Origin of the sequence: Massilia jejuensis (assembly GCF_042656795.1) — a bacterium.
Lineage (GTDB): Bacteria > Pseudomonadota > Gammaproteobacteria > Burkholderiales > Burkholderiaceae_D > Telluria > Telluria jejuensis.
In genome coordinates this window covers 396,739-417,784 of record NZ_JBHSMS010000023.1, presented here as the reverse complement: position 1 = coordinate 417,784, position 21,046 = coordinate 396,739, and the positions used below count along the sequence as shown (strand labels likewise).

14 protein-coding genes are annotated in these 21,046 nt (G+C 62.6%); 6 read left to right on the top strand and 8 right to left on the bottom strand.

What is annotated here, in order from left to right; translation table 11 throughout:
• Positions 1-125: 125 nt before the first annotated feature.
• From ACFPOU_RS07520 to ACFPOU_RS07510, 3 genes are all read right to left on the bottom strand, one after another.
• Positions 126-314 carry a Flp family type IVb pilin gene (locus ACFPOU_RS07520; protein WP_379718965.1) on the bottom strand — a complete coding sequence of 63 codons (189 nt, stop codon included), beginning with the start codon at positions 312-314 and terminating at the stop codon, positions 126-128.
• Positions 315-554: 240 nt separating this feature from the next.
• Positions 555-1,085, bottom strand: coding sequence for an A24 family peptidase (locus ACFPOU_RS07515; protein WP_379718962.1), 531 nt, complete (start codon positions 1,083-1,085; stop codon positions 555-557).
• 59 nt (positions 1,086-1,144) lie between these two features.
• Positions 1,145-1,333, bottom strand: coding sequence for a Flp family type IVb pilin (locus ACFPOU_RS07510; protein ID WP_379718959.1), 189 nt, complete (start codon positions 1,331-1,333; stop codon positions 1,145-1,147).
• Positions 1,334-1,685: 352 nt separating this feature from the next.
• On the opposite strand from ACFPOU_RS07510, the gene ACFPOU_RS07505 reads away from it, so the two are divergent.
• Positions 1,686-2,723 (top strand): GGDEF domain-containing protein, encoded by a 1,038-nt coding sequence (locus ACFPOU_RS07505; RefSeq protein ID WP_379718956.1) that lies wholly within the window; start codon positions 1,686-1,688, stop codon positions 2,721-2,723.
• A 116-nt stretch (positions 2,724-2,839) separates the two neighbouring features.
• Here the strand turns inward: ACFPOU_RS07505 and ACFPOU_RS07500 are convergent, their stop codons facing one another.
• The gene (locus ACFPOU_RS07500; RefSeq protein ID WP_379718953.1) at positions 2,840-4,063 is read right to left on the bottom strand and encodes an HD-GYP domain-containing protein; all 1,224 of its coding nucleotides are present in this window, start codon (positions 4,061-4,063) and stop codon (positions 2,840-2,842) included.
• A 122-nt stretch (positions 4,064-4,185) separates the two neighbouring features.
• On the opposite strand from ACFPOU_RS07500, the gene ACFPOU_RS07495 reads away from it, so the two are divergent.
• The 3 genes from ACFPOU_RS07495 to icmF all read left to right on the top strand — a co-directional run bounded on the left by ACFPOU_RS07495 (position 4,186) and on the right by icmF (position 12,312).
• Positions 4,186-5,115, top strand: coding sequence for a LysR substrate-binding domain-containing protein (locus ACFPOU_RS07495; RefSeq protein ID WP_379718950.1), 930 nt, complete (start codon positions 4,186-4,188; stop codon positions 5,113-5,115).
• A 204-nt stretch (positions 5,116-5,319) separates the two neighbouring features.
• On the top strand, positions 5,320-8,877 hold the full coding sequence (locus ACFPOU_RS07490) for an indolepyruvate ferredoxin oxidoreductase family protein (RefSeq protein WP_379718947.1): 3,558 nt from the start codon (positions 5,320-5,322) through the stop codon (positions 8,875-8,877).
• Positions 8,878-9,009: 132 nt separating this feature from the next.
• Positions 9,010-12,312 carry a fused isobutyryl-CoA mutase/GTPase IcmF gene (gene icmF / locus ACFPOU_RS07485; RefSeq protein ID WP_379718944.1) on the top strand — a complete coding sequence of 1,101 codons (3,303 nt, stop codon included), beginning with the start codon at positions 9,010-9,012 and terminating at the stop codon, positions 12,310-12,312.
• A gap of 74 nt (positions 12,313-12,386) precedes the next feature.
• Here the strand turns inward: icmF and ACFPOU_RS07480 are convergent, their stop codons facing one another.
• The 4 genes from ACFPOU_RS07480 to ACFPOU_RS07465 form a co-directional block, all read right to left on the bottom strand.
• On the bottom strand, positions 12,387-13,637 hold the full coding sequence (locus ACFPOU_RS07480; RefSeq protein ID WP_379718941.1) for an MFS transporter: 1,251 nt from the start codon (positions 13,635-13,637) through the stop codon (positions 12,387-12,389).
• Positions 13,638-13,667: 30 nt separating this feature from the next.
• Positions 13,668-14,309 carry a beta-phosphoglucomutase gene (pgmB, locus tag ACFPOU_RS07475; protein ID WP_379718938.1) on the bottom strand — a complete coding sequence of 214 codons (642 nt, stop codon included), beginning with the start codon at positions 14,307-14,309 and terminating at the stop codon, positions 13,668-13,670.
• Positions 14,306-16,648: a glycoside hydrolase family 65 protein gene (locus tag ACFPOU_RS07470; RefSeq protein WP_379718935.1), complete on the bottom strand. Its 2,343-nt coding sequence runs from the start codon at positions 16,646-16,648 to the stop codon at positions 14,306-14,308. The genes pgmB and ACFPOU_RS07470 overlap by 4 nt, the downstream gene beginning before the upstream one ends.
• A gap of 98 nt (positions 16,649-16,746) precedes the next feature.
• Positions 16,747-17,757 (bottom strand): LacI family DNA-binding transcriptional regulator, encoded by a 1,011-nt coding sequence (locus ACFPOU_RS07465; RefSeq protein ID WP_379718932.1) that lies wholly within the window; start codon positions 17,755-17,757, stop codon positions 16,747-16,749.
• 253 nt (positions 17,758-18,010) lie between these two features.
• Between ACFPOU_RS07465 and ACFPOU_RS07460 the strand changes: the two genes are divergently transcribed.
• Together ACFPOU_RS07460 and ACFPOU_RS07455 are read left to right on the top strand one after the other, a co-directional pair.
• Complete coding sequence (locus ACFPOU_RS07460; protein ID WP_379718929.1) at positions 18,011-20,452, top strand: TonB-dependent receptor; 2,442 nt, start codon at positions 18,011-18,013, stop codon at positions 20,450-20,452.
• Between the two features lie 93 nt (positions 20,453-20,545).
• Positions 20,546-20,857, top strand: a complete 312-nt coding sequence (locus tag ACFPOU_RS07455) for a hypothetical protein (RefSeq protein ID WP_379718926.1) — start codon at positions 20,546-20,548, stop codon at positions 20,855-20,857.
• The last annotated feature ends 189 nt before the right edge of the window (positions 20,858-21,046 follow it).

The following is a 21,046-nucleotide window of genomic DNA, read 5'->3' as shown; positions in this document are numbered from 1 at the left end:
ATAACGTTGTGCCAACAGTGAAACGGTGGCCGGCCCGATTGCGCATCCTTAACCTATCTGCGCTAACGCTGAGCTAAGCCAAGGAAAACCCCCCGGAGGAAATCCGGAGGGGCGCATCTGCATGATTACGGTGCCAGTGCAGACTTCAGGCTGGTTACTACATTGTTGAACGTCGTTTTGATCTCATCTCCGAGCAGCTTTGCTGCGCCTGCCATCGCAACACCGACCAGCGCAGCGATCAGGCCATATTCGATGGCAGTCACGCCGCCTTCATCAGCGATAAAAGCTTGCACAGTAGTAAGCATCGTTTTCATAAAAATTCCTTCCAGTGGTTTATAAGAACAACCCTGCAACAGATGAAGACATCCTGCTTCCAGCCACGATTCGGTATCTCTGATGCAGCCAATCCACTATAAATGTGATTCCTTATTGCAAGTTGATTGCAAGCAATCTTTTGCTTTGAAATTAATTCGCGGAGAATCGAGATTGTGTTGAGCCATCCGTATTTGAGCAGTCGAAAAGCAAGACGGAGTTTGATCAAGCGCTAAAAATTTCTAAGTCAAATGACGTTGCGCTAACAGCCAAAGCGTTGTAACCGCAATGGCGAGTCCATAAGGCATCGAACCGACACTAGGTCTGGCCATCACGCTCGCTTGGGCCATGGGACCAATACGTAACATCGGCAAAAGCAGGCTACGCAAGTTGACATAGGCGTCCGACCAGCGTCGTGTGAAGAGGATCATGACGAGGGCCATTACGCCGCCAGCACACCAGGTGAGAATGCAGGTCTGCACCGTTTCGGCGGGTCCAAGAAACAGGCCGACGGTAGCCATGAGCTTGACATCCCCGGCCGCCATGCCACGTACCACGTAAAGCGGAAGGAACAGCGCGAAGCCGACGAATGCGCCACCAAGGGCGTTGCCAATAGCAGCGGCGGAAGCGGTATCGACCAGGTGCAGGCCAAGCACAGCGCACCAGGCCAGGAGCAGGAAGAGATTCGGAATTTTGCGTATCGCAAGGTCGGTAATAGCGGCGCAAACGACGAGAACGAACAGCGACAAGTCGAGCCAGGTGGAAATGGGCATGATTGGGCTCCCCAAAAAAAAACCCTCCGGACCGAAATCCGGAGGGTAACCCTGCGTGATTAAGGAGCAGTTGCAGATTTCAGACTCGTCACCACGTTATTGAACGTCGTCTTGATCTCGGCACCCAGCAACTTGGCGGCACCGGCCATCGCGACACCGACCAGCGCAGCGATCAGGCCATACTCGATGGCAGTGACACCATCTTCGTCAGCAAAAAAGGCCTGCACAGCGGTAGCGATCGTTTTCATGAAAAACTCCATATGGTGGTTTATAAGAACAACCCTGCGACGGCAGGAAACTTCCCTTGACGCTGCAAACTGCGCTTCGCCGTTTCCGTTGCAGTGACTTCACTATAAAAGATGATTCCATGTGGCAAGTTGACTGTGGGCAAACTTTCCATTAGGAATTAATTACGCCTGAAAAACGCTGATCCAGATCGCGTTCACTGTGATACGCAGCCATCCAATCGAAAAAAGGCAGTACGAATATTGCTTAGATAAAAAAAAGAGATTATGCTGCGTCGCTTTCTCTCTGGAAATTCAGGCGACTCACGCCATCATGGGAGAGATGGGGCGGGTTGATTACATTTCTGAGAATGACATGGATTCCCTTCTGAAACACATGGTAGACATGACCGGCCACCGCGACCATGCGATGCTCGACATCTCCGTGGTGGCGGCGGTCCAGGAACTGGCCGCCGCCACGCAGGCGCGGGTGTTGTCCATCTCTACCATCGGCGCGCGCCAGTACGTGCGTGTGCGGGCCGTCAGCATCCGCGGCGCTGCCCGCATCGAAGATCCGCACGACACTGGCACGCGCGGCGAGTCACTCGATGCCTATCCGGAACTGGCCGCCTGCCTGGCGCGTCGCGATACTAGCGCCGAAACATGCGGTTCCAACTGTACCCGCACCCTGTGGCTGCCGATCTGGTTCGGCGACAAGGCCCACACTTGCCTTGAAATCGTGCGTGAGTCCCCCTTCCCTGCCGCCACTATTCACATGATTGCCGGCATTGTCGGCGTATACCGCAATTTCCAGAATTTGCTCGACTATAGCGAACGTGATTCGCTGACGGGCCTGCTCAACCGCAAGACTTTCGAAGACCAGCTTGCACGCATGTTGCAAAACCCGGTCGACATGGCGCCGCCGCTAACGGGCCGCCTGGAACGGCGCGGCCATCACGGCGAGGAAAAGGGATGGCTGGCCGTGGTCGACGTCGACCATTTCAAGATGGTGAACGACACCTTCGGCCATTTATACGGGGATGAAGTGCTGATCCTGATTGCGAACCAGTTGCAGGCATCGTTTCGCGTCCAGGACCGGGTGTTTCGCTTCGGCGGCGAGGAATTTGTCGTACTGCTACGCTCGACGACGCTCGAACATGCGCGCCGCATCATCGACCGCTTCCGCGGCAATGTCGAGGCCTACCAGTTCCCGCAGGTAGGAAGGGTGACGGTCAGCGTCGGCTTCGTCAGCATCAGCCCCTACGATTCGCCCGTAGTCACGCTGGGCCATGCCGACCAGGCGTTGTACTACGCCAAGACCCACGGCCGCAACCAGGCCTGCCATTACAACGAGCTGGTCGAGCGCGGGCTGCTGCAGACGGTGACGTCGAACGACACTGCCGAATTCTTCTAATTACGCGACCGGAAATCAACGTGAATTTTGGCAAACAGAACCATTGCGGTGCAAGGCGGCGCGTGCGCCGGTTCTGACATTCAACAACAGTTCATTTCTGGGTGAGTACTGTGGCGCTACTCAGCAACGAACAGGAACTTGTCCGGGTCGACGCGCCACTTGTCGGGCGACTCATGCCGCACGATCTTGTCGCCGCCGCCAAAGCCCAGCGCACGCGACAGATCCAGTAGTTCTGGACGAATGTACATCTGGCTCTTGGTGTTGAAGAACACGTTGACCTTGGGCGTAAGCAGGTTGCTCTCGTGCGGTTCGACCACGACCCCCAGGCGCCCCGACTCGAGCAGCACCAGCGTACCAACCGGGTAGATGCCGACACAACGCATGAATTCCTGGGTCAGGACTGGATTGAAGTGGAACTTGCTCCACTCATAGATTTTGCGCAGTGCGTCGGCAGCTGCCATTCCCCTGTGATAGCAACGGTCCGAAGTGATCGCATCGTAGACGTCGACGATTGCCGCCATCTGCGCCAGTTCGCTGATCTCGTCTTCATTCTGCATTTCCGGATAACCGCTGCCGTCGCGCCGTTCGTGGTGGTGCAAGGTGATGTCGAGCGGGATCTGGCCGATGCCCGGAGTCTGGCGCAGCAGGTCATAACCGTCGCGCGGGTGCTTTTTGATGACCGCAAACTCTTCGTCGGTCAGGCGGCCCGGTTTGTTCAGGATGGCATCCGGCACCAGCGCCTTGCCCGTATCGTGCAGCAAGCCGCCAACGCCGGCTTCGTAGATCGTGTCCTCGTCCATGCCGCGCGAGCGGCAGAAAGCCACCAGCAGCGTGCATACGCTGACCGAGTGCAAGAAGGTGTAATCGTCCTTGGTCTTGATCCGCATCAGGCTCAGCAAGGCGCCGGGATTGCGCAGGATCGATTCGGTAATGTTCGTCACCACTGGCGAGACATTCTCCATTTCGACCGCCTTGCCCAGGCGCGCATCCTGCATCACAGTGCGCACCAGGTTGACGGCTTGGTGGCGGATTCCGACAGCGCGCTGCAACTCGTCGCCGAGCGTGGTGCGCGCCGGTCTTACCAGTTTGCTGGCAATGGCCGTCACTTCCGCTTCGGTTTCCGCCTGCGCTTCCGCCAGCGTCGGCGCCGCCTCGACATCGATGCCTTTGGCGCAGTCGATGATCACGTTGCGAATGCCGGCACGGGTAATCTTGCGGATCTCGTCGTCGCTGCTGAGGACAAACTTGGCGCGCACGAACGGGTGTTCCATCCACCCGCAGTCGAGATCATGGATAGCCATGCCCACACGAAGCTGGGAAGAATCAATTTTCTTTAGCATGAAACAATCCGGGAATATGTTAATCTCCGCCACCTCGACGGACCATGCAGTATAACAACTTCGTTTCTTCAAATAAACTTTTCGCTCTTAATTTGTTGCTTTAGTGCGCAGATTAGTTCTATATGGAATTACGACAACTCCGGTATTTTGTTGCCATCGTCGACCACGGTTCCCTATCGCGTGCCGCTCTGGTGCTGCATGTGGCGCAACCGGCACTGACCCAGCAGCTGCGCCAGCTCGAGGAAGAACTCTGCGTCCAGTTACTGCACCGCTCGGCCCATGGTGTGCTCAGCACTGATGCCGGCAAGGTGTTTTATGAACACGCCCAGGCCATCCTGAAGCAAGTGGCCGACGCCCGGTCGGCGGTTACCCAGTCCACCACCCATCCTTCAGGCAGCGTCACGCTCGGCCTGCCGCACAGTATTTCAGGCGCCCTCGCCCTGCCCCTGCTCACCGCGGCCCGCGCCACTTACCCGGAAATCACGCTGCAGCTGACCGAGGAAATCTCCGGCAGCCTGACCGAACAGCTGAAATCGGGACGCCTGAATCTCGCCGTCCTGTTCGACGACGGCCAGCTCGGCGCCTTCGAGGCGACGCCCCTGGTCGAGGAAGACTTGATGTATATCTGCCGCGCCGATTCCACCTTGAAACCGTCAAGCCCGGCGATCGCCCTCGGCGCAGCGCTCGGGACGACCCTGATCCTGCCGGCCCAGCAACACGGCGTGCGCCCGCTGATCGAGCAGGCTGCGGGGAGCGCTGGGCTGGCGCTTACCAAACTGATCGAAATCAATTCGATCGCGATCCTGAAATCAGCCCTGCTGGCCGACATGGGCGCCACATTGCTGCCGCTGGCCCCGCTGCGCACGGAGATCGAAAGCGGCGTGCTGGCCGCCACGCCAATCGACAATCCGCCGATCCGGCGCAGCGTTACCTTGTGCGCCTCGCGCAATATCCCGTTGACAAACGCCGCCGCTGCCATCAGCCGCCTGGTGCGCGAGGTGACGAAAACGCTGTGCGCGAATGGCGGCTGGCCCGGCGCATGCTTGCGCTGAATAACTGCCATCATTTTTTCTTATACCCCTATCTGCATTCCCTATTTCCCGTTCTGGCGGGAAGCTCATACACTGGACGCGCCCGTTGAACCAGCTGGTTTTGCGCAAGCGAATGTCGCCTACCGCGACCCTACCCGCCGCCCCACCCTGCCTACCCGGCATGACACGAACGGCGGGACCAACCGAATATCCATGGAGTCCGTCATGCCCGATACCGTCGCGCCGCAAGCTGCGCAGGATGCCGTCCCGTCCCGCCTCACCACCGTCACCCTCGACGACAAATACACCGCGAAATCGGGCAACATCTTCCTGTCCGGTATCCAGGCCCTGGTGCGCCTGCCAATGATGCAGCGCGAGCGCGACGCCGCGGCCGGCCTGGATACCGCCGGTTTTGTCTCGGGCTACCGTGGCTCGCCGCTGGGCGGCCTCGACGAGACGCTGTGGAAGGCGAAAGGCCACCTGGAAGCAAGCCACATCCAATTCGTGCCGGGCGTGAATGAAGATTTGGCCGCCACCGCCGTCTGGGGCACGCAAACGGTCGACCTGATCGGCCCGACCAACTACGATGGCGTATTCGCCATGTGGTACGGCAAAGGCCCGGGCGTCGACCGCTGCGGCGACGTGTTCAAGCACATGAACCACGCCGGCACCGCGAAAAACGGCGGCGTGCTGCTGGTCGCCGGCGACGACCACGGCGCCTATTCGTCGACGCTGCCACACCAGTCGGACCACATCTTCTCGGCCTGTATGATTCCCGTGCTCTACCCCTGCAACGTGCAGGAATACCTCGACCTGGGCGTGCACGGCTGGGCCATGTCGCGCTTCTCGGGCTGCGCCGTCGCCTTCAAGGCGCTGGCCGACACGGTCGAGTCGAGCGCCTCGGTCGACGCCGATCCGCACCGTGTGCAGGTCAGACTGCCACAGGATTTCGTCATGCCCGAAGGCGGCTTGAATACGCGCCTGTCGTCGGTCCCGCTGGGCCAGCAGGCGCGCAATCAGGAAGCGCTGATGCAGGACTACAAGATCTACGCGGCCCTGGCCTATGCGCGCGAAAACAAGCTCAATCACACCACGATCGACAGCCCGAACGCGAAGCTCGGCATCATCGCTTCCGGCAAGTCCTACCTCGACGTGCTGGAAGCGTTGGAAGAACTGGGCATCGACGAAACGATGGCCGCGACAGTCGGCCTGCGCCTGTTCAAGGTCGCGATGATCTGGCCGCTGGAACCGGAAGGCGTGCGCGAATTCGCCCAGGGACTCGACGAAATCCTGGTCGTCGAAGAGAAGCGCCAGGTCGTCGAATACCAGTTGAAAGAGCAGCTCTACAACTGGCGCGACGACGTGCGCCCGCACATCATCGGCAAGTTCGACGACAAGGGCGAATGGGTCGCGCCGCGCGGCGACTGGCTGCTGCCGCCGAAGGCCGATTTCTCGGTCTCGCAGGTGGCGCGCGTGATCGCCGGCCGCATAGCGCGCCTGGTCACCGACGACGCCACGCGTGACCTCATCAAGGCGCGCCTGGCCTTCCTCGACGCCAAGGACGCCGTGCTGCAAAAGGCGATCACGACGCCCTTCCGCCCGGCGTTCTATTGTTCCGGCTGCCCGCACAACACCTCGACCAAGGTGCCTGAAGGCTCGTTCGCGCTGGCCGGCATCGGCTGCCACGTGATGGCGACCTCGATCTACCCGGAGATGAACAAGCTGACCACCCACATGGGCGGCGAAGGCGCGCCCTGGATCGGGCAGGCCGCGTTCTCGAAAGTGCCGCACGTCTTCCAGAACCTGGGCGATGGCACCTATTTCCACTCGGGCTATCTGGCCGTGCGCGCGGCCGTGTCGGCCAAGGTCAACATCACCTATAAAATCCTGTACAACGATGCCGTCGCCATGACCGGCGGCCAGCCGGTCGACGGCCAGACTTCGGTGCCGATGATCGCCCAACAGATGGCGGCCGAGGGCGTCAAGCGCATCGCGCTCGTCACCGAAGACCTGGCGCGCTATGCCAACCGCGCTGGCCTGCCGGCCCTCGTCACCCTGCACGACCGCAAGGAGATGGACAACATCCAGCGTGAACTGCGCGACCTGCCGGGCGTGACCGTCATCATCTACGACCAGACCTGCGCCGCCGAAAAGCGCCGCCGCCGCAAGAAGGGCGAATTCCCCGACCTACCGAAACGGATGGTGATCAACGAGGCCGTCTGCGAAGGCTGCGGCGATTGCGGCATCGAGTCGAACTGCGTCTCGATCCTGCCGAAAGAGACGGACTTCGGCCGCAAGCGCACCATCGACCAGTCGTCCTGCAACAAGGACTATTCGTGTGCCAAGGGCTTCTGCCCGAGTTTCGTCACGGTCGAAGGCGGCACGCTGAAAAAGAGCAAGGCCGGCGTATCGAAAGACGCTGGCGATGACGGCTGGGGCGTACTGCCCGAGCCCGCGCTGCCATCGATCGAGCACCCGTACAACATCCTGATCAACGGCATCGGCGGCACCGGGGTCATTACCGTCGGCGCGCTGATGGGCATGGCCGCGCATCTCGAGGGCAAGGGCGCCTCGGTGCTCGACATGACCGGCATGAGCCAGAAAAACGGTTCCGTCACCTCGCACGTGAAAGTGGCCGCATCGCCCGAGCGCCTGCGCGCCCAGCGCATCGCCACCGGCGAAGCGGACCTGGTGCTCGGTTGCGACATGCTGACCACGGGCGCGGCCGATGCGATCTCGAAGATGCGTCCGGGCCGCACGCTGGCCATCGTCAACCTGCACGAGCAGCCGACCGGCACCTTCGCCCAGAACGCCGACTGGCAGTTCCCGGCCGAGGACGTGCGCGGCCTGATCGTGGAAGCGGTCGGCGGCCCCGAAGGCGCCGATTTCATCGATGCCACGAAATTGGCCACTGCCTTGATGGGCGACTCGATCGCGACGAACCTGTTCCTGATGGGTTACGCCTGGCAGAAGGGCCGCATTCCATTGCTTGAGGCCTCGTTGATGCGGGCGATCGAGCTCAATGGCGTGGCCGTCGCCTCGAACAAGAAAAGCTTCCTGTGGGGCAGGCGCGCCGCACTCGACGTCAAGCGCGTCGAACGCGTCGCCACGCCGGCCCAGGCCGTGCTGGTGCAGATGCCGCAAAGCCTCGAAAGCGTCATCAAGAAGCGCGTCGAGACGCTGACCGCTTACCAGGACGCGGCCTACGCCGGCCGCTACAGCGCACTGGTCGAGCGCGTGCGCTCGGCCGAAACGGCCGCCGGCCTGGGCAACAAGCTGTCGCTGGCAGTGGCGAAATACTATTTCAAGCTGATGGCCTACAAGGACGAGTACGAAGTGGCGCGCCTGTACACCGACGGCCGCTTCCTCGAGCAGGTAAAAGCGCAGTTCGAAGGCGATGTCAAATTCAAGCTCAATCTCGCCCCGCCGCTGTTCGCCAGGAAGGACGCGCGGGGCCAGCTGGTGAAAGCCGAATTCGGCCCGTGGATGCTCAAGGCCTTCACCGTGCTGGCCAGGCTGAAAGGCCTGCGCGGCGGCGCCTTCGACGTGTTCGGCCGCACCGCCGAGCGCAAGATGGAGCGCGCGCTGATCGTGGAATACCGTGCGATGATCGAGGCACTGCTGCCGACCCTGGACGGCGCGAGCCATGCCACCGCCGTCGAGCTGGCCAGCTTGCCGGAACAGATCCGCGGCTTCGGCCATGTCAAGGAAAAGGCGGTCGAGGCGTTCCGGGTGCGCAAGGCGGAGCTGCTTTCCGGCAACGTCATCAAGCGGGCCGCGTAAGGCTTGACGCCTCCGCGTGGGCTCCGGCGCCACGCGGTCGCGGTCGCCGCGCATCCCGAACTTGACGTTAACGTTAACGTCATATACCGTACAAATCGAACCTGCCCGCGTCCGACTTCCAGAAGGAATCCCATGAACGACATCACCACCGCCGCCAAGCTCGAGCTGCCGGAGCAGCCGAAGCTCGCCAACAAGGTCCGCTTCGTCACCGCCGCGTCGCTGTTCGACGGCCACGATGCCTCGATCAACATCATGCGCCGCATCCTGCAGTCGAACGGCGTCGAAGTGATCCACCTCGGCCACAACCGCTCGGTCGACGACGTCGTCACCGCGGCCCTGGCCGAAGACGTGCAGGGCATCGCCATCTCCAGCTACCAGGGTGGCCACGTCGAATACTTCAAGTACATGATCGACCTGCTGCGCCAGCGCGGCGGCGCCCATATCAAGGTCTTCGGCGGCGGCGGCGGCGTGATCGTCGCCTCCGAGATCGAAGAACTGCACGCCTATGGCGTGACCCGCATCTTCAGCCCGGAAGACGGCCAGCGCATGGGCCTGGTCGGCATGATCCGCTCGATGATCGAAACCTGCGACATCGACCTCACGCCCTACGCCCCGACATCCATCGAGGCCCTGCAAGGCGGCGACATCGCCGAACGCCACCGCCCGCTGGCCCAGCTGATCACGGCGCTGGAAAACGGCAAGGCCGATCCCGCGCTGCGGCGCTGGATCGTCGACGCGGCCGGCGCCTTGCCAGTGCCGGCGCTCGGCATCACCGGCACCGGCGGCGCCGGCAAATCCTCGCTCACCGACGAACTGATCCGCCGCATCCGCCTCGACCAGAACGACGCGCTCAATATCGCCGTCATCTCGATCGACCCGTCGCGCCGCAAGTCGGGCGGCGCCCTGCTCGGCGACCGCATCCGCATGAACGCGATCGCGCCCTGGAACGGCGTCAGCCGGGTCTTCATGCGCTCGCTCGCCACGCGCGAAGCCGGTTCTGAAATCTCGCACGCGCTGCCGGACGTGATCGCCGCCTGCAAGGTGGCCGGCTTCGACCTCGTCATCGTCGAGACTTCCGGCATCGGCCAGGGCGACGCGGCCATCGTGCCGCACGTCGACGCCTCGATGTACGTGATGACGCCGGAATTCGGCGCCGCCTCGCAGCTCGAAAAGATCGACATGCTCGATTTCGCCGACTTCATCGCCATCAACAAGTTCGACCGCAAGGGCGCGCAGGACGCGCTGCGCGACGTGGCGAAACAGTACCAGCGCAACCGCGAACTGTGGTCGCAGAGCCCGGACCAGATGCCGGTCTTCGGCACGCAAGCCTCGCGTTTCAACGACGATGGCGTCACTGCCCTCTACCATGGCCTGCTGCCGAAACTGGCCGAACTGGGCCTGCAGATCGCGCCATCGAAGCTGGCGGTGCCGCCGCAGAAGCATTCGAGCGGCAAGAACGTGATCGTGCCCCCGAGCCGCGCGCGCTACCTGGCCGAGATCGCCGACACCGTGCGCGGCTACCACAAGAACACGGCGAAACAGGTCAAACTGGCGCGCGAGCGCCAGCAACTGAGCGAAACGAAGCGCATGCTGGCCGCGGCAAGCCGCGCCGAATCACAGCCCCCTCTCGTGCTGGACGAGCTCATCGTCGAGCGCGAGAACGCGATGGACGCCGGCGCCAGAAAGCTGCTCGCCATGTGGCCCGACATGCAGGCGGCGTATGCCGGCGACGACTACGTCGTCAAAATCCGCGACAAGGAAATTCGCACCACTTTGGTGCAAAAAACCTTGTCCGGCACCACCATCCGCAAGGTAGCGCTGCCGCGTTTCGAAGACCACGGCGAAGTGCTGCGCTTCCTGATGCTGGAAAACGTGCCCGGCTCCTTCCCGTTCACGGCCGGCGTGTTCGCTTTCAAGCGCGAAGGCGAAGACCCGACCCGCATGTTCGCCGGCGAAGGCGACGCCTTCCGCACGAACAAGCGCTTCAAACTGGTCTCGACCGGGATGGACGCCAAGCGTTTGTCGACCGCCTTCGACTCGGTCACGCTCTACGGCGCCGACCCGGCCCTGCGCCCCGACATCTACGGCAAGGTCGGCAATTCGGGCGTCTCGATCGCCACGCTCGACGACATGAAGGTGCTCTACGACGGCTTCGACCTGTGCAGCCCGTCGACCTCGGTCTCGATGACGATCAACGGCCCGGCGCCCACCATCCTGGCGATGTTCATGAACACGGCCATCGACCAGCAAATTGAAAAATTCGTGCGCGACAATGGCCGCCAGCCGACCGACGACGAAGCGGCCAAGATCAAGGAATGGGTACTGGCGAACGTGCGCGGCACGGTGCAGGCCGACATCCTGAAGGAAGACCAGGGCCAGAATACCTGCATCTTCTCGACCGAGTTCTCGCTGAAGGTCATGGGCGACATCCAGGAATATTTCGTGCACCACCAGGTGCGCAATTTCTACTCGGTGTCGATCTCGGGCTACCACATCGCCGAAGCCGGCGCGAACCCGATCTCGCAGCTGGCGTTTACGCTGTCGAACGGTTTCACGTTTGTCGAAGCCTATCTCGCGCGCGGCATGCACATCGACGATTTCGCGCCCAACCTGTCGTTCTTCTTCTCGAACGGCATGGACCCGGAATACACGGTGCTGGGGCGCGTCGCGCGCCGCATCTGGGCCGTCGCCATGCGCGACAAGTACGGCGCCAACGACCGGTCGCAGAAACTGAAATACCACATCCAGACCTCGGGCCGCTCGCTGCATGCGCAGGAAATCGATTTCAACGACATCCGCACCACGCTGCAGGCGCTGATCGCGATCTACGACAACTGCAACTCGCTGCATACGAACGCCTATGACGAAGCGATCACCACGCCGACCGACGAATCGGTCCGGCGCGCACTGGCGATCCAGCTGATCATCAACCGCGAGTGGGGCCTGGCCAAGAACGAGAACCCGAACCAGGGCTCCTTCATCATGGACGAACTGACCGACATGGTCGAGGAAGCCGTGCTGCAGGAATTCGAGCGCATCGCCGAGCGCGGCGGCGTGCTGGGCGCGATGGAAACCGGCTACCAGCGCGGCAAGATCCAGGAAGAGTCGATGCTCTACGAGCACAAGAAGCACGATGGCTCGCTGCCCATCATCGGCGTCAACACCTTCCGCAATCCGAAAGGCGCGGAGACACCGGCGACGATCGAACTGGCGCGTTCGACCGACGACGAAAAGCAGTCGCAACTGACGCGCCTGGAAGCCTTCCACCAGCGGCACGCGAACCGAGCGCCGGCCGCGCTGGCGGCGCTGCAGCAAGCGGCGATCGACAACCTGAACGTGTTCGAGAAGCTGATGGACGCCGTGCGCGTCTGCTCGCTGGGCCAGATCACGACGGCGCTGTTCGAAGTCGGTGGGCAGTACCGCCGCAATATGTAATCATCGGCGCCCAAACAAAAACGGCATCGTGGCGCAAGCCCCGATGCCGTTTTTTTCGCTTGCCCGTGCGCGTTTCAGGCTACCTGCGCAACGGCCTCCCCGCTGCGCTCGACCTGGCGGCGGAAGAAGAACAGGGTAATGAGCACCAGCGTGATCGGCACCAGCGTCAGGTAGAACGCGAAGCGGCCGCTGAAATTGCCGAACACATAGCCGGTGATGAAGGAACCGGTGGTGCCGCCCAGCGCCGAGAAGATCACCAATAGACCCGTCATGCTCGAATGCTGGTTCTTCGGCAGGGAGCTGAGCATGACCGAATTGATGCCCGGGTAGATCGGCGCCATGAACAGGCCGATCAAGGGAAACAGGAAGGTCGCCAGCGGCGCACTGGCCCAGGTGACGTTCGCGTCGATGGCCAGCTCGCGCGTCAGCGGCAGCGCCAGCAAGACCATCGCCGCCATGCCGATCACGCAGCCGTTCATCACCGTGTACCAGTGCACCTTGCGCATCACGACGCCGGCCGACAGGCGCCCGATCGCAAGACAGGCGGCGAAAATGCTGGCCACCTGCACGCTCATCGCGGTGGGCAGTTTCAGGATTTCGTTGTTGAAGGTCGGCAGCCAGGTGCCGACGCTCTGCTCGATCAGCACGTACAGGAAAGCGGTCAGCACGAACACGCAGACGAGCGGCTTGAAGAACAGCTTGATCATGGCAAGGAAATCGTCCCAGCGGCTGCGACCCTGGGGCAGCTCGGCGCCGCTTTCGTCGAAACGCGTGGTCGCCAGCAAGACAAAGGTCAAGGCGCACAAGGCGCCCAGCACCCAGTACACCTGCAGCCAGCTTTGCGACTTCGGGTTGGCCGAGTCGATGAAGTGGGCGAACACCCAGTAGGCACCGAGCACGCCGACCATGAAGAAGCCTTCGAGCATATTCATGATGCTGGCGTGATGCTTGCGGTCGGTGGCGATCAGGCCCAGCGTCGAATACACCGACACTTTGACCAATGCAAAGGCCACGCCCACGCCCAGGAACAGCATCTTGGCGGTGGCAAAGCCCGGCAGCAGCGGCATCGCCACGCAGGCCGCCGTGACGATCGCCAGGCCCACCAGCATCGCGTTCTTGTAACCCAGGCGCGGCAGGAAAGAGGCGACCAGGAAGGACACGACCGCGATCGGCAAGTCCTTGAACGCCTCCAGGATGGAAGCGCTCGACTTGCTGACCTCGTAGTTGTTGATGACCTGCAGGATTACCGTGCCCACGCTGTTGAGCAGGATGGCGAAGACGAAGTAGATCAGGAACAAGGCCAATAGAATACGCTGGTGTTTCACGCTGTCTCCCGTTTTCATGATGTGCGCGTGTCAGTAGTCGTTCAGGCGGAACGCGCTCAGGCTCGGAATGACCCGGTCGGCCTGGGTCAGCACGTCCGGGCTGCCCACGCCGAGCGCGAACATCCCCGCCGACTTGATCGAGGCCACGCCGGCCACCGCGTCTTCCACGCCGAGGCAGTCTTGCGGCGCCACGCCCAGCGCCGCCGCGGCATTCAGGAAAATCTCCGGATGCGGTTTGCTGTTGGCGATCAGCGCGGCATCGACGACATAATCGAAGCGCGCGCCAATGCCGAGGCGCTCCAGCACCGTGAACGCGTTCTTGCTGACCGAGGCCAGGCCGATCTTCAGGCCGGCCGCGCGCACCGAGGCCAGCGCCTCGATCGCGCCCGGCAGCAGATCGGCCTGGCTCATGGTCGCGATCAGTTCCACGTACTGCCTGTTCTTGCGCTCGGCCAGGGCCAGCTTCTGTTGCATGGAATAGGTGTTCGACGAACCGGCCAGGATCAGGTTCAGGGACCCCATGCGGTCGACGCCCTTCAGGTGCTCGTTGAAGGCGTGATCGAAATGCACGCCTTCCGATTCGGCCAGCGCCTTCCAGGCCAGGTAATGGTAATGGGCGGTGTCGGTGATGACGCCGTCGAGGTCGAAAATGACTGCCTTGAATTGACTCATGCCTGTGGCTCCAGCGGGATGCGCGCGCCCGGCGCCGCGCGCGTCAGGGCCAGCGGCTGGCCCAGGTGGGTGAAGTCGAGGGCGTCGCCCGCGAGGAGAAGGTAGTCGGTGCCCTCGCCGTCGACGCGCACCCGCAGCTGGGCGCCGCGCAACTGGATCTTGAACTGGTAGTGCCGCCACTGCTTCGGCAGGGTCGGTGCGAAGCGCAAGGCGCCGTCCGACACACGCATGCCGGCAAAGCCGTAGGCCACGCCCATCCAGGTACCGGCCATTGCCGCCGTGTGCACGCCGTAGTGGGTATTGCCATGGGTGTCGTCCAGGTCCAGGCGCGCCGTCTCCATGAAGTAATCGTAGGCCTTGTCGTGATAGCCCACCTCCGAAGCGATGATGCTGAAGATGCAGGACGAGAGCGACGAGTCGTGGGTGGTGACGGCTTCGTAGTAGTCGAAGTCGCGCCGTTTGTCGTGGATCGAAAACTCGTTCGACAGCAGCATCAGCGCCAGCACCACGTCGGCCTGCTTGCAGACCTGGTGGCGGTAGATCACCATCGGGTGGTAGTTCAGCAGCAGCGGGTAGTTTTCCTTCGGCGTGTTCGCGAAGTCCCACACCTTTTTCGACAGGAAGCTGTCGTCCTGCTCGTGGATGCCGAGCTTGCCGTCATAGGGCAGGTACATGCGCTCGGCCGCATCGCGCCAGGCGGCGACTTCCGCGTCGCCCACGCCGGTGACCGCGGCCACGCGCGCGAACTCGCCCGGGCGCTCCTTGCCCAGCAAATCGGCCATGTCGGCGGCGAAGCGCAGGTGCATGCGCGCCATCGCATTGGTGTAGTAGTTGTTGTTGACCAGCGCCGTATATTCGTCGGGACCGGTCACTTCGTTGATGCAGAAGCGTCCCTCGCGATCGATACTGCCGATGCCGATCCAGATGCGCGCCGTCTCCATCACGATTTCCAGGCCGGCCTGCGCCATGTAATCGAGGTCGCCCGTGGCTTCGTAATAAGCCTTGATCGAATAGGCGATGTCGGCGTTGATGTGGTACTGGGCGGTCCCGGCCGGGAAGTATGCCGAGCACTCGCCGCCGGCGATGGTGCGCCACGGGTACAGCGCGCCACTCGCATGCGACATCTGGCGCGCGCGCGCGCGTGCCTGCTCCAGGCCGGCGTAGCGGTACTCGAGCAGCTTGCGCGCGATTTCCGGTTTCGAATACAGGAAGAAGGGGAAGATATAGATCTCGGTATCCCAGAAATAGTGGCCTTCGTAGCCCTCTCCGGTGACGCCCTTGGCCGCGATATTCGTGCGTCCGTCGCGCCCGACCGATTGCAGCAGGTGGTATTCATTGAAACGGATACCCTGCTGGAGCGCGTCGTCGCCGGAAATCTCGACGTCGGCACCCGCCCAGAAGTCGGCCAGGAAGGCCGCCTGCGATGCGCACAAGGCCTCGAAGCCGGCCGCCTGCGCGGCGGCCAGGGTTTCGCGCGCGCGCGCCAGCAATTCGCCTTCCGGGTAATCGCGCGAGGAATGGTAGCTGCCGTACTTGGTCAGGCGCAGGACCTGGCCTTCGCTGGCGGCGCATGCGAAGCGCTGACCGGCGCGCTGGCCGTCTTGCCAGCTGCTTGCCGGCGCGCCCGCGACGACGGTGCCGATCGCGCTGACCAAGCCGAAGCCGCTGTTGTGGGTACGCTGCACCAGCGCCGAGAACCCCTCGTCCTGTTCGATCGACACCGTCTGCAGGGCCGGACCCGACACCGCCGAACCGACGCGCGGATCGTCGCCCGCTTCCTGGTTCTTGACGGCGCCGTCGACGAAGGAATCGACGACGATCGTGCCCGAGAAATTCAGCGGCGTGAGCTCGACCTCGATGGCGAACAAATGCTTGTTGGCGAAGGAGACCACGCGGCGGCTGCGCAGCGCGATACGCTTGCCGTTCGGGGCGCTCCACTCCAGCGTGCGCACCAGTACGCCCGTACGCAGGTCGAGCATGCGCTCGTAGCGGCCCAGCGTACCGCCCAAGGGATCGAAGCGCTCGCCGTCGATCGTGATCTCCACGCCTTTCGCGTTCGGCACATTGAGCATGAACTGGTTGGTCTTGGCCAGGCCGAATGCCGCTTCCGGATAGACGATCGGTTCGGACTCGTAAAAGCCGTTCAGGTAGGTGCCGTCGAGCGAGGTGCCGGCCGGGCCGGTATAGCCCTCTTCGCCGGTGCCGCGCAGGCCGATGTAGCCGTTACCGAGCGCGAACAGGGTCTCGCGCAGGAAGTGGGTGCCGGTTTCGAACGCGGTCTCGCGGATGCACCACGGGTCGAAGGGAAGCGTAAAGGGTGGGCTGTCGGATGGCTGCACGGCGAGTCCTTAAAACGGGGGTACGGTGGATCGAAGCCGACACCGCGCGGCATGCGCATGCGCACACGCACGGGTGTCGACGGTAAAGCGGATGAACATCAAGTCTGGCGCACGATCAGCCTGGTCGGGAGCGCTTCGGAGGCGACCGCTTCGTCGTTGAGCAGCGCCAGCATCTTGCGCCCGAGCAGGACGCCACCGGCGCGCAGGTCCTGGTGCACACTGGTGAGCGGCGGCACGAAACTGGCCGCGCCGGGCGTGTCGTCGTAGCCGATGACGGAGACGGCGTCCGGCACCCGCAAGCCCTGTTCGGTCAGGGCCCGGATCGCGCCCATGGCCAATAAATCGCTGGCGGCGAACACGCCGTCGACGGCGCCGGCACCTTTTTTCTTGAGGTACGTGCTCATGCTCTCGAACCCGGCCTCGAAGGTGAACGCCTTCGGGCGCAGGATATGGACGGTGCCGTTGCCGCGCACGGCTTCGATGAAGCCGGCGCAGCGGCTCTGCACTTCGGCATGGTCCACGTCGCCGAGAAAGACCAGCTTGCGGCGGCGCTGCTCGATGAAGCGCGCCGCGGCGCTGGCGCCGCCGGCATGGTTGTCGCTGCCCACCACCACATACGATTCGCTCGCTTCCGGCGCGCCCCACACCACCAGCGGCAAGCCCGCCTTTTGTAACACCTTGACCGCTTCACCGTGCGAGCCCTGGCCCAGGAGGATCATGCCGTCGGCGCCGCGCACCGGCGCGCTGTCGAGCAGCTGGCGCGAGGTGAGCACGACGGTGTAGCCGGCGCTTGTCAATTCTTCGGTGATGCCCCCTAGCAGGGCAAGCGGGTACGGATCCGACATCGGCCGCCCTTTGACAGGCGTCATTTCCACCACCACGGCCACCGAATTGCTGCGCCCCATGCGCAGGTTGCGCGCGCTGATATTGAGGCGATATCCCTGTTCTTCGGCAATACGGCGCACCTTGTCGCGCGTCTTGTCGGTCACCAGCGGGCTGTTGCGCAGGGCGCGCGAGACGGTGATCGTGGACACGCCGGCCAATGCGGCCAGGTCTTCCATCGTCATGCCGGCATCGCTGCCGCGCTTTGAAATTTTGTTGGACGCCATGGAAAAAATCGCTGAGGAAAAACAACACTGCGGCAAATTATGACAGATCTACATGACAGCGGAAGGTTAAATGACATCGATAACAATCTTATTGACATCGATATCATTCCTTGTTTCAATGAACATATTGACTGGCGCTGCACCGCAGGAGCGCGCCGATGCACCGGATGAACGCACTGCGCTGCGCTGGGCAGATGACACGGCCCGCAAGTCCAGGAGACGGATTTTGAACCATAATAAAGAGAGCAATCACATGAACCAATCCAAGCAGTTCGCGCTGTCATCGGTCGCACTGGCCGTGCTGACCCTGGTCGGCCAGGCCCAGGCCGCCGGCCAGGCCGTTCCGCAGGACGCGACCAGTGGCGTAGTCGCCCAGGAAATCCAGCAAGTGGTCGTGACCGGCACCGCTTCCGCCAGCGGCACGCGCAAGATCGATACTGCCTTCTCGATCACCACCGCCACCGAAGAGCAGCTGAAATCGGCGTCGCCAAGCAGCACCGCCGACGTTCTCAAATTGGTGCCGGGCGTGTACGCCGAGTCCACCGGCGGCCAGTCGGGCGCCAACGTCGAAGTGCGCGGCTTCCCGTCGGGTTCCGACTCGCCCTTCGTCTCGGTGCAGTTGAACGGCAATCCGATCTATCCGGTGCCGGTGCTGTCCTTCTTCGAAGGCACCTCGGCCTTCCGCCTCGACGACACGATCGCGCGGGTGGAAGTGCTGCGCGGCGGCCCGAGCACGATCTATTCGGTCGGCCAGCCTGGCGCGACCATGAACTTCATCCTGAAAAAGGGAGAAGACACCCCCGAACGCACGATCCGCCTGACCACCGGTACCGGCAAGCTGCGCCGCGGCGATGTCTTCATCGGCGGCAAGATCGCCGAAGGCTGGTACGGCACCGTCGGCGGCTTTTACCGCCAGACCCAGGGCGTGCGCGATCCGCAATTCAAGGCCGACGACGGCGGCCAGTTGACGGCCAGCCTGACCCGCAAGCTCGACGGCGGCGAGCTGACCGTGTACGTGCGCGCCACCGACGAAAAGAACGCCTTCTATACGGGTGTACCGCTCATTTCGAGCAACAACGGCCGCACGATTTCCGCATTCCCCGGCTTCGACCCGCTCACCGGCACCCTGATGAGCAACGAAATGCGTCATTTCACGATCGACGCCGCACCGGGTAAAACGCTCGAGCGCGACCTGGCCGACGGGCGCGGCATGCGGGCCGCCGTCTGGGGCGCGAACTACGAGCAAGAGATTGCCGGCTGGGAGGTGTCGAACAAGGCGAATTACTTCCGGGGCGACTTGAACACGATTTCGATGTTTACTGGCGACAATCCCTTGACGGCCGCCGATTACCTGGCCGCGGCCAACCGCAGCCACAACCCGACCGCCGCCACCGCTTCCGGCAGCATGACCTACGTCAATGGCGGCGGCGCCGTGGACCGCGACCAGCAAGTGGTGCAGGCCGGCCTCTGGTCGGTCGAAAAGCAATTGCGCTCATTTACGAACGAACTGCGCGTCAGCCGCGAAGTCCTGGCCGGCCACACGCTCACCGTCGGCGGCTACTATGCCAACTACGAATCCGATGACGAGTGGTACCTGGGCAATGCCCACCTGATGACGGCCACCCCGAACGCGCGCCTGATCAACGCCAGCCTCACCAATGGCACCGTCGTCGCACGCAACGGCAAGTCGGGCAATGTCTTCTACGCGCCGGTCGCCAGCTACAAGGGCGACAACCTGGCCCTGTTCCTGGCTGACGAGTGGAAGATCAGCGACCGCCTGCGCGTGGACGCCGGCGTGCGCCGCGAAAAGCAGCGCCTGGAAGGCGCGGTGTCGAACCTGGCCTCCGGCGACACCGACAACGATCCGCTGACCGTCTATAACAACAACACCTCGATCCCGACCGGGTTCTTTACCCGCCTGGAACGCGACGACAGCGTCAATTCCTTCACCGTCGGCGGCTTGTACAAGCTGAACAAGGATGCCAGCGTGTTTGTCCGCGCCAACAAGGGCAACACCTTCATCTATTTCGACGACCTGCGCAATGCCGGCACCCAGGCCGCGCTGAACGACCGCAACGGCGTGCCCAATCCGGAAGTGACGCAGTACGAAATCGGCTTCAAGACCGCCAATTCCCTGTACAGCGCCTACATCAACGCGTTCTACACCGACTTCACCGGTATCTCGTTCCAGCAGATCACGACCAATGCGGTCTTGAACTCGGTGAGCGGCTCGCGCGGTCACGGCGTCGAATTCGAACTGGCGGTGCGTCCAATCAAGAACCTGCAAGTGAGCCTGACCGGCAATTACCAGAAGTCGGAGTACCGCGACAACCCGGCCGTTACCGGCAACGAAGTGCAGCGCCAGCCGAACTTCCAGTTCCGCCTGTCGCCGAGCTACCGTATCCCGCTGGGCGACAACAGCGTGAAACTGTACGGCACCTACACCCACATCGGCGACCGCTTTGCCGACCAGGCCAACCTGTCCTATCTGCCGTCCTACCAGACGGTCGACCTCGGCGCGCTCGCATCCATCGGCGACAAGTGGGAAGTGCGCGTAGCCGCAACCAATCTGACCAATGAACTGGGCCTCACCGAAGGCAATTCGCGCCTGACCGGCGCCCAGAGCAGCGGCCCGATCAACGCCCGCCCGATCTTCGGCCGCGCGGTGGAAGCCTCGCTCCTGTACCGCTTCTAAGAACCGGTTCCAAGTGCCAGACTCGGGAGCGGCTTGCCGCTCCCTTTTTTTGTGCGTACTCTTGCGTGGACGCGTCCATCCACGGAGCCCCGCATGCCGATCAAGCCGGAAGACCTTGCCGCCCTGATGCGCGAAGTCGAGCGCGAAGACCCGATCGATTTCGCCGATTTACCCTTTCCCGAGGACGACCTGCGCGCACTGGTGGCGAACCACCTGTGCGAGATGGCCGCGGCGATGGACAACTTCAGCACCGAAGACCGGCTGCTGACCCTGCTTGCGGTGTCCGCCAAGCTGGTGCTCGAGAACCTGGTTCTCCATATTCAGTTGCTACGGCGCCACGGCCTGCCCGTGGGTGCGGATGTCGAAGCCCTCCTCGGACGCCTGCGCAAATCCGGGGACGTCTGAAGCGGCTGTCGCGGCATTGACACGGCCAGGCTGGATATTTCCGTAAATCAATAGTAGACAAGATATAGAACACGCCGGTAAGGTAAGGCCGGCGTCCGTCTTCGCTTTCGACAAAATAGCCTCTGTGCAATGCTCGCCCGATTGTGCGGGAATTAGTCTGTTCCTTGAGGTATTATTGTTGACTAGGAA

What these genes read in the sequence shown, in the direction of transcription:
- ACFPOU_RS07520 (WP_379718965.1), bottom strand. Translation starts at nt 314, where the DNA reads ATGAAAACGATGCTTACTACTGTGCAAGCTTTTATCGCTGATGAAGGC.
- ACFPOU_RS07515 (WP_379718962.1), bottom strand. Translation starts at nt 1,085, where the DNA reads ATGCCCATTTCCACCTGGCTCGACTTGTCGCTGTTCGTTCTCGTCGTT.
- ACFPOU_RS07510 (WP_379718959.1), bottom strand. Translation starts at nt 1,333, where the DNA reads ATGAAAACGATCGCTACCGCTGTGCAGGCCTTTTTTGCTGACGAAGAT.
- ACFPOU_RS07505 (WP_379718956.1), top strand. Translation starts at nt 1,686, where the DNA reads ATGGATTCCCTTCTGAAACACATGGTAGACATGACCGGCCACCGCGAC.
- ACFPOU_RS07500 (WP_379718953.1), bottom strand. Translation starts at nt 4,063, where the DNA reads ATGCTAAAGAAAATTGATTCTTCCCAGCTTCGTGTGGGCATGGCTATC.
- ACFPOU_RS07495 (WP_379718950.1), top strand. Translation starts at nt 4,186, where the DNA reads ATGGAATTACGACAACTCCGGTATTTTGTTGCCATCGTCGACCACGGT.
- ACFPOU_RS07490 (WP_379718947.1), top strand. Translation starts at nt 5,320, where the DNA reads ATGCCCGATACCGTCGCGCCGCAAGCTGCGCAGGATGCCGTCCCGTCC.
- icmF (WP_379718944.1), top strand. Translation starts at nt 9,010, where the DNA reads ATGAACGACATCACCACCGCCGCCAAGCTCGAGCTGCCGGAGCAGCCG.
- pgmB (WP_379718938.1), bottom strand. Translation starts at nt 14,309, where the DNA reads ATGAGTCAATTCAAGGCAGTCATTTTCGACCTCGACGGCGTCATCACC.
- ACFPOU_RS07465 (WP_379718932.1), bottom strand. Translation starts at nt 17,757, where the DNA reads ATGGCGTCCAACAAAATTTCAAAGCGCGGCAGCGATGCCGGCATGACG.
- ACFPOU_RS07460 (WP_379718929.1), top strand. Translation starts at nt 18,011, where the DNA reads ATGAACCAATCCAAGCAGTTCGCGCTGTCATCGGTCGCACTGGCCGTG.
- ACFPOU_RS07455 (WP_379718926.1), top strand. Translation starts at nt 20,546, where the DNA reads ATGCCGATCAAGCCGGAAGACCTTGCCGCCCTGATGCGCGAAGTCGAG.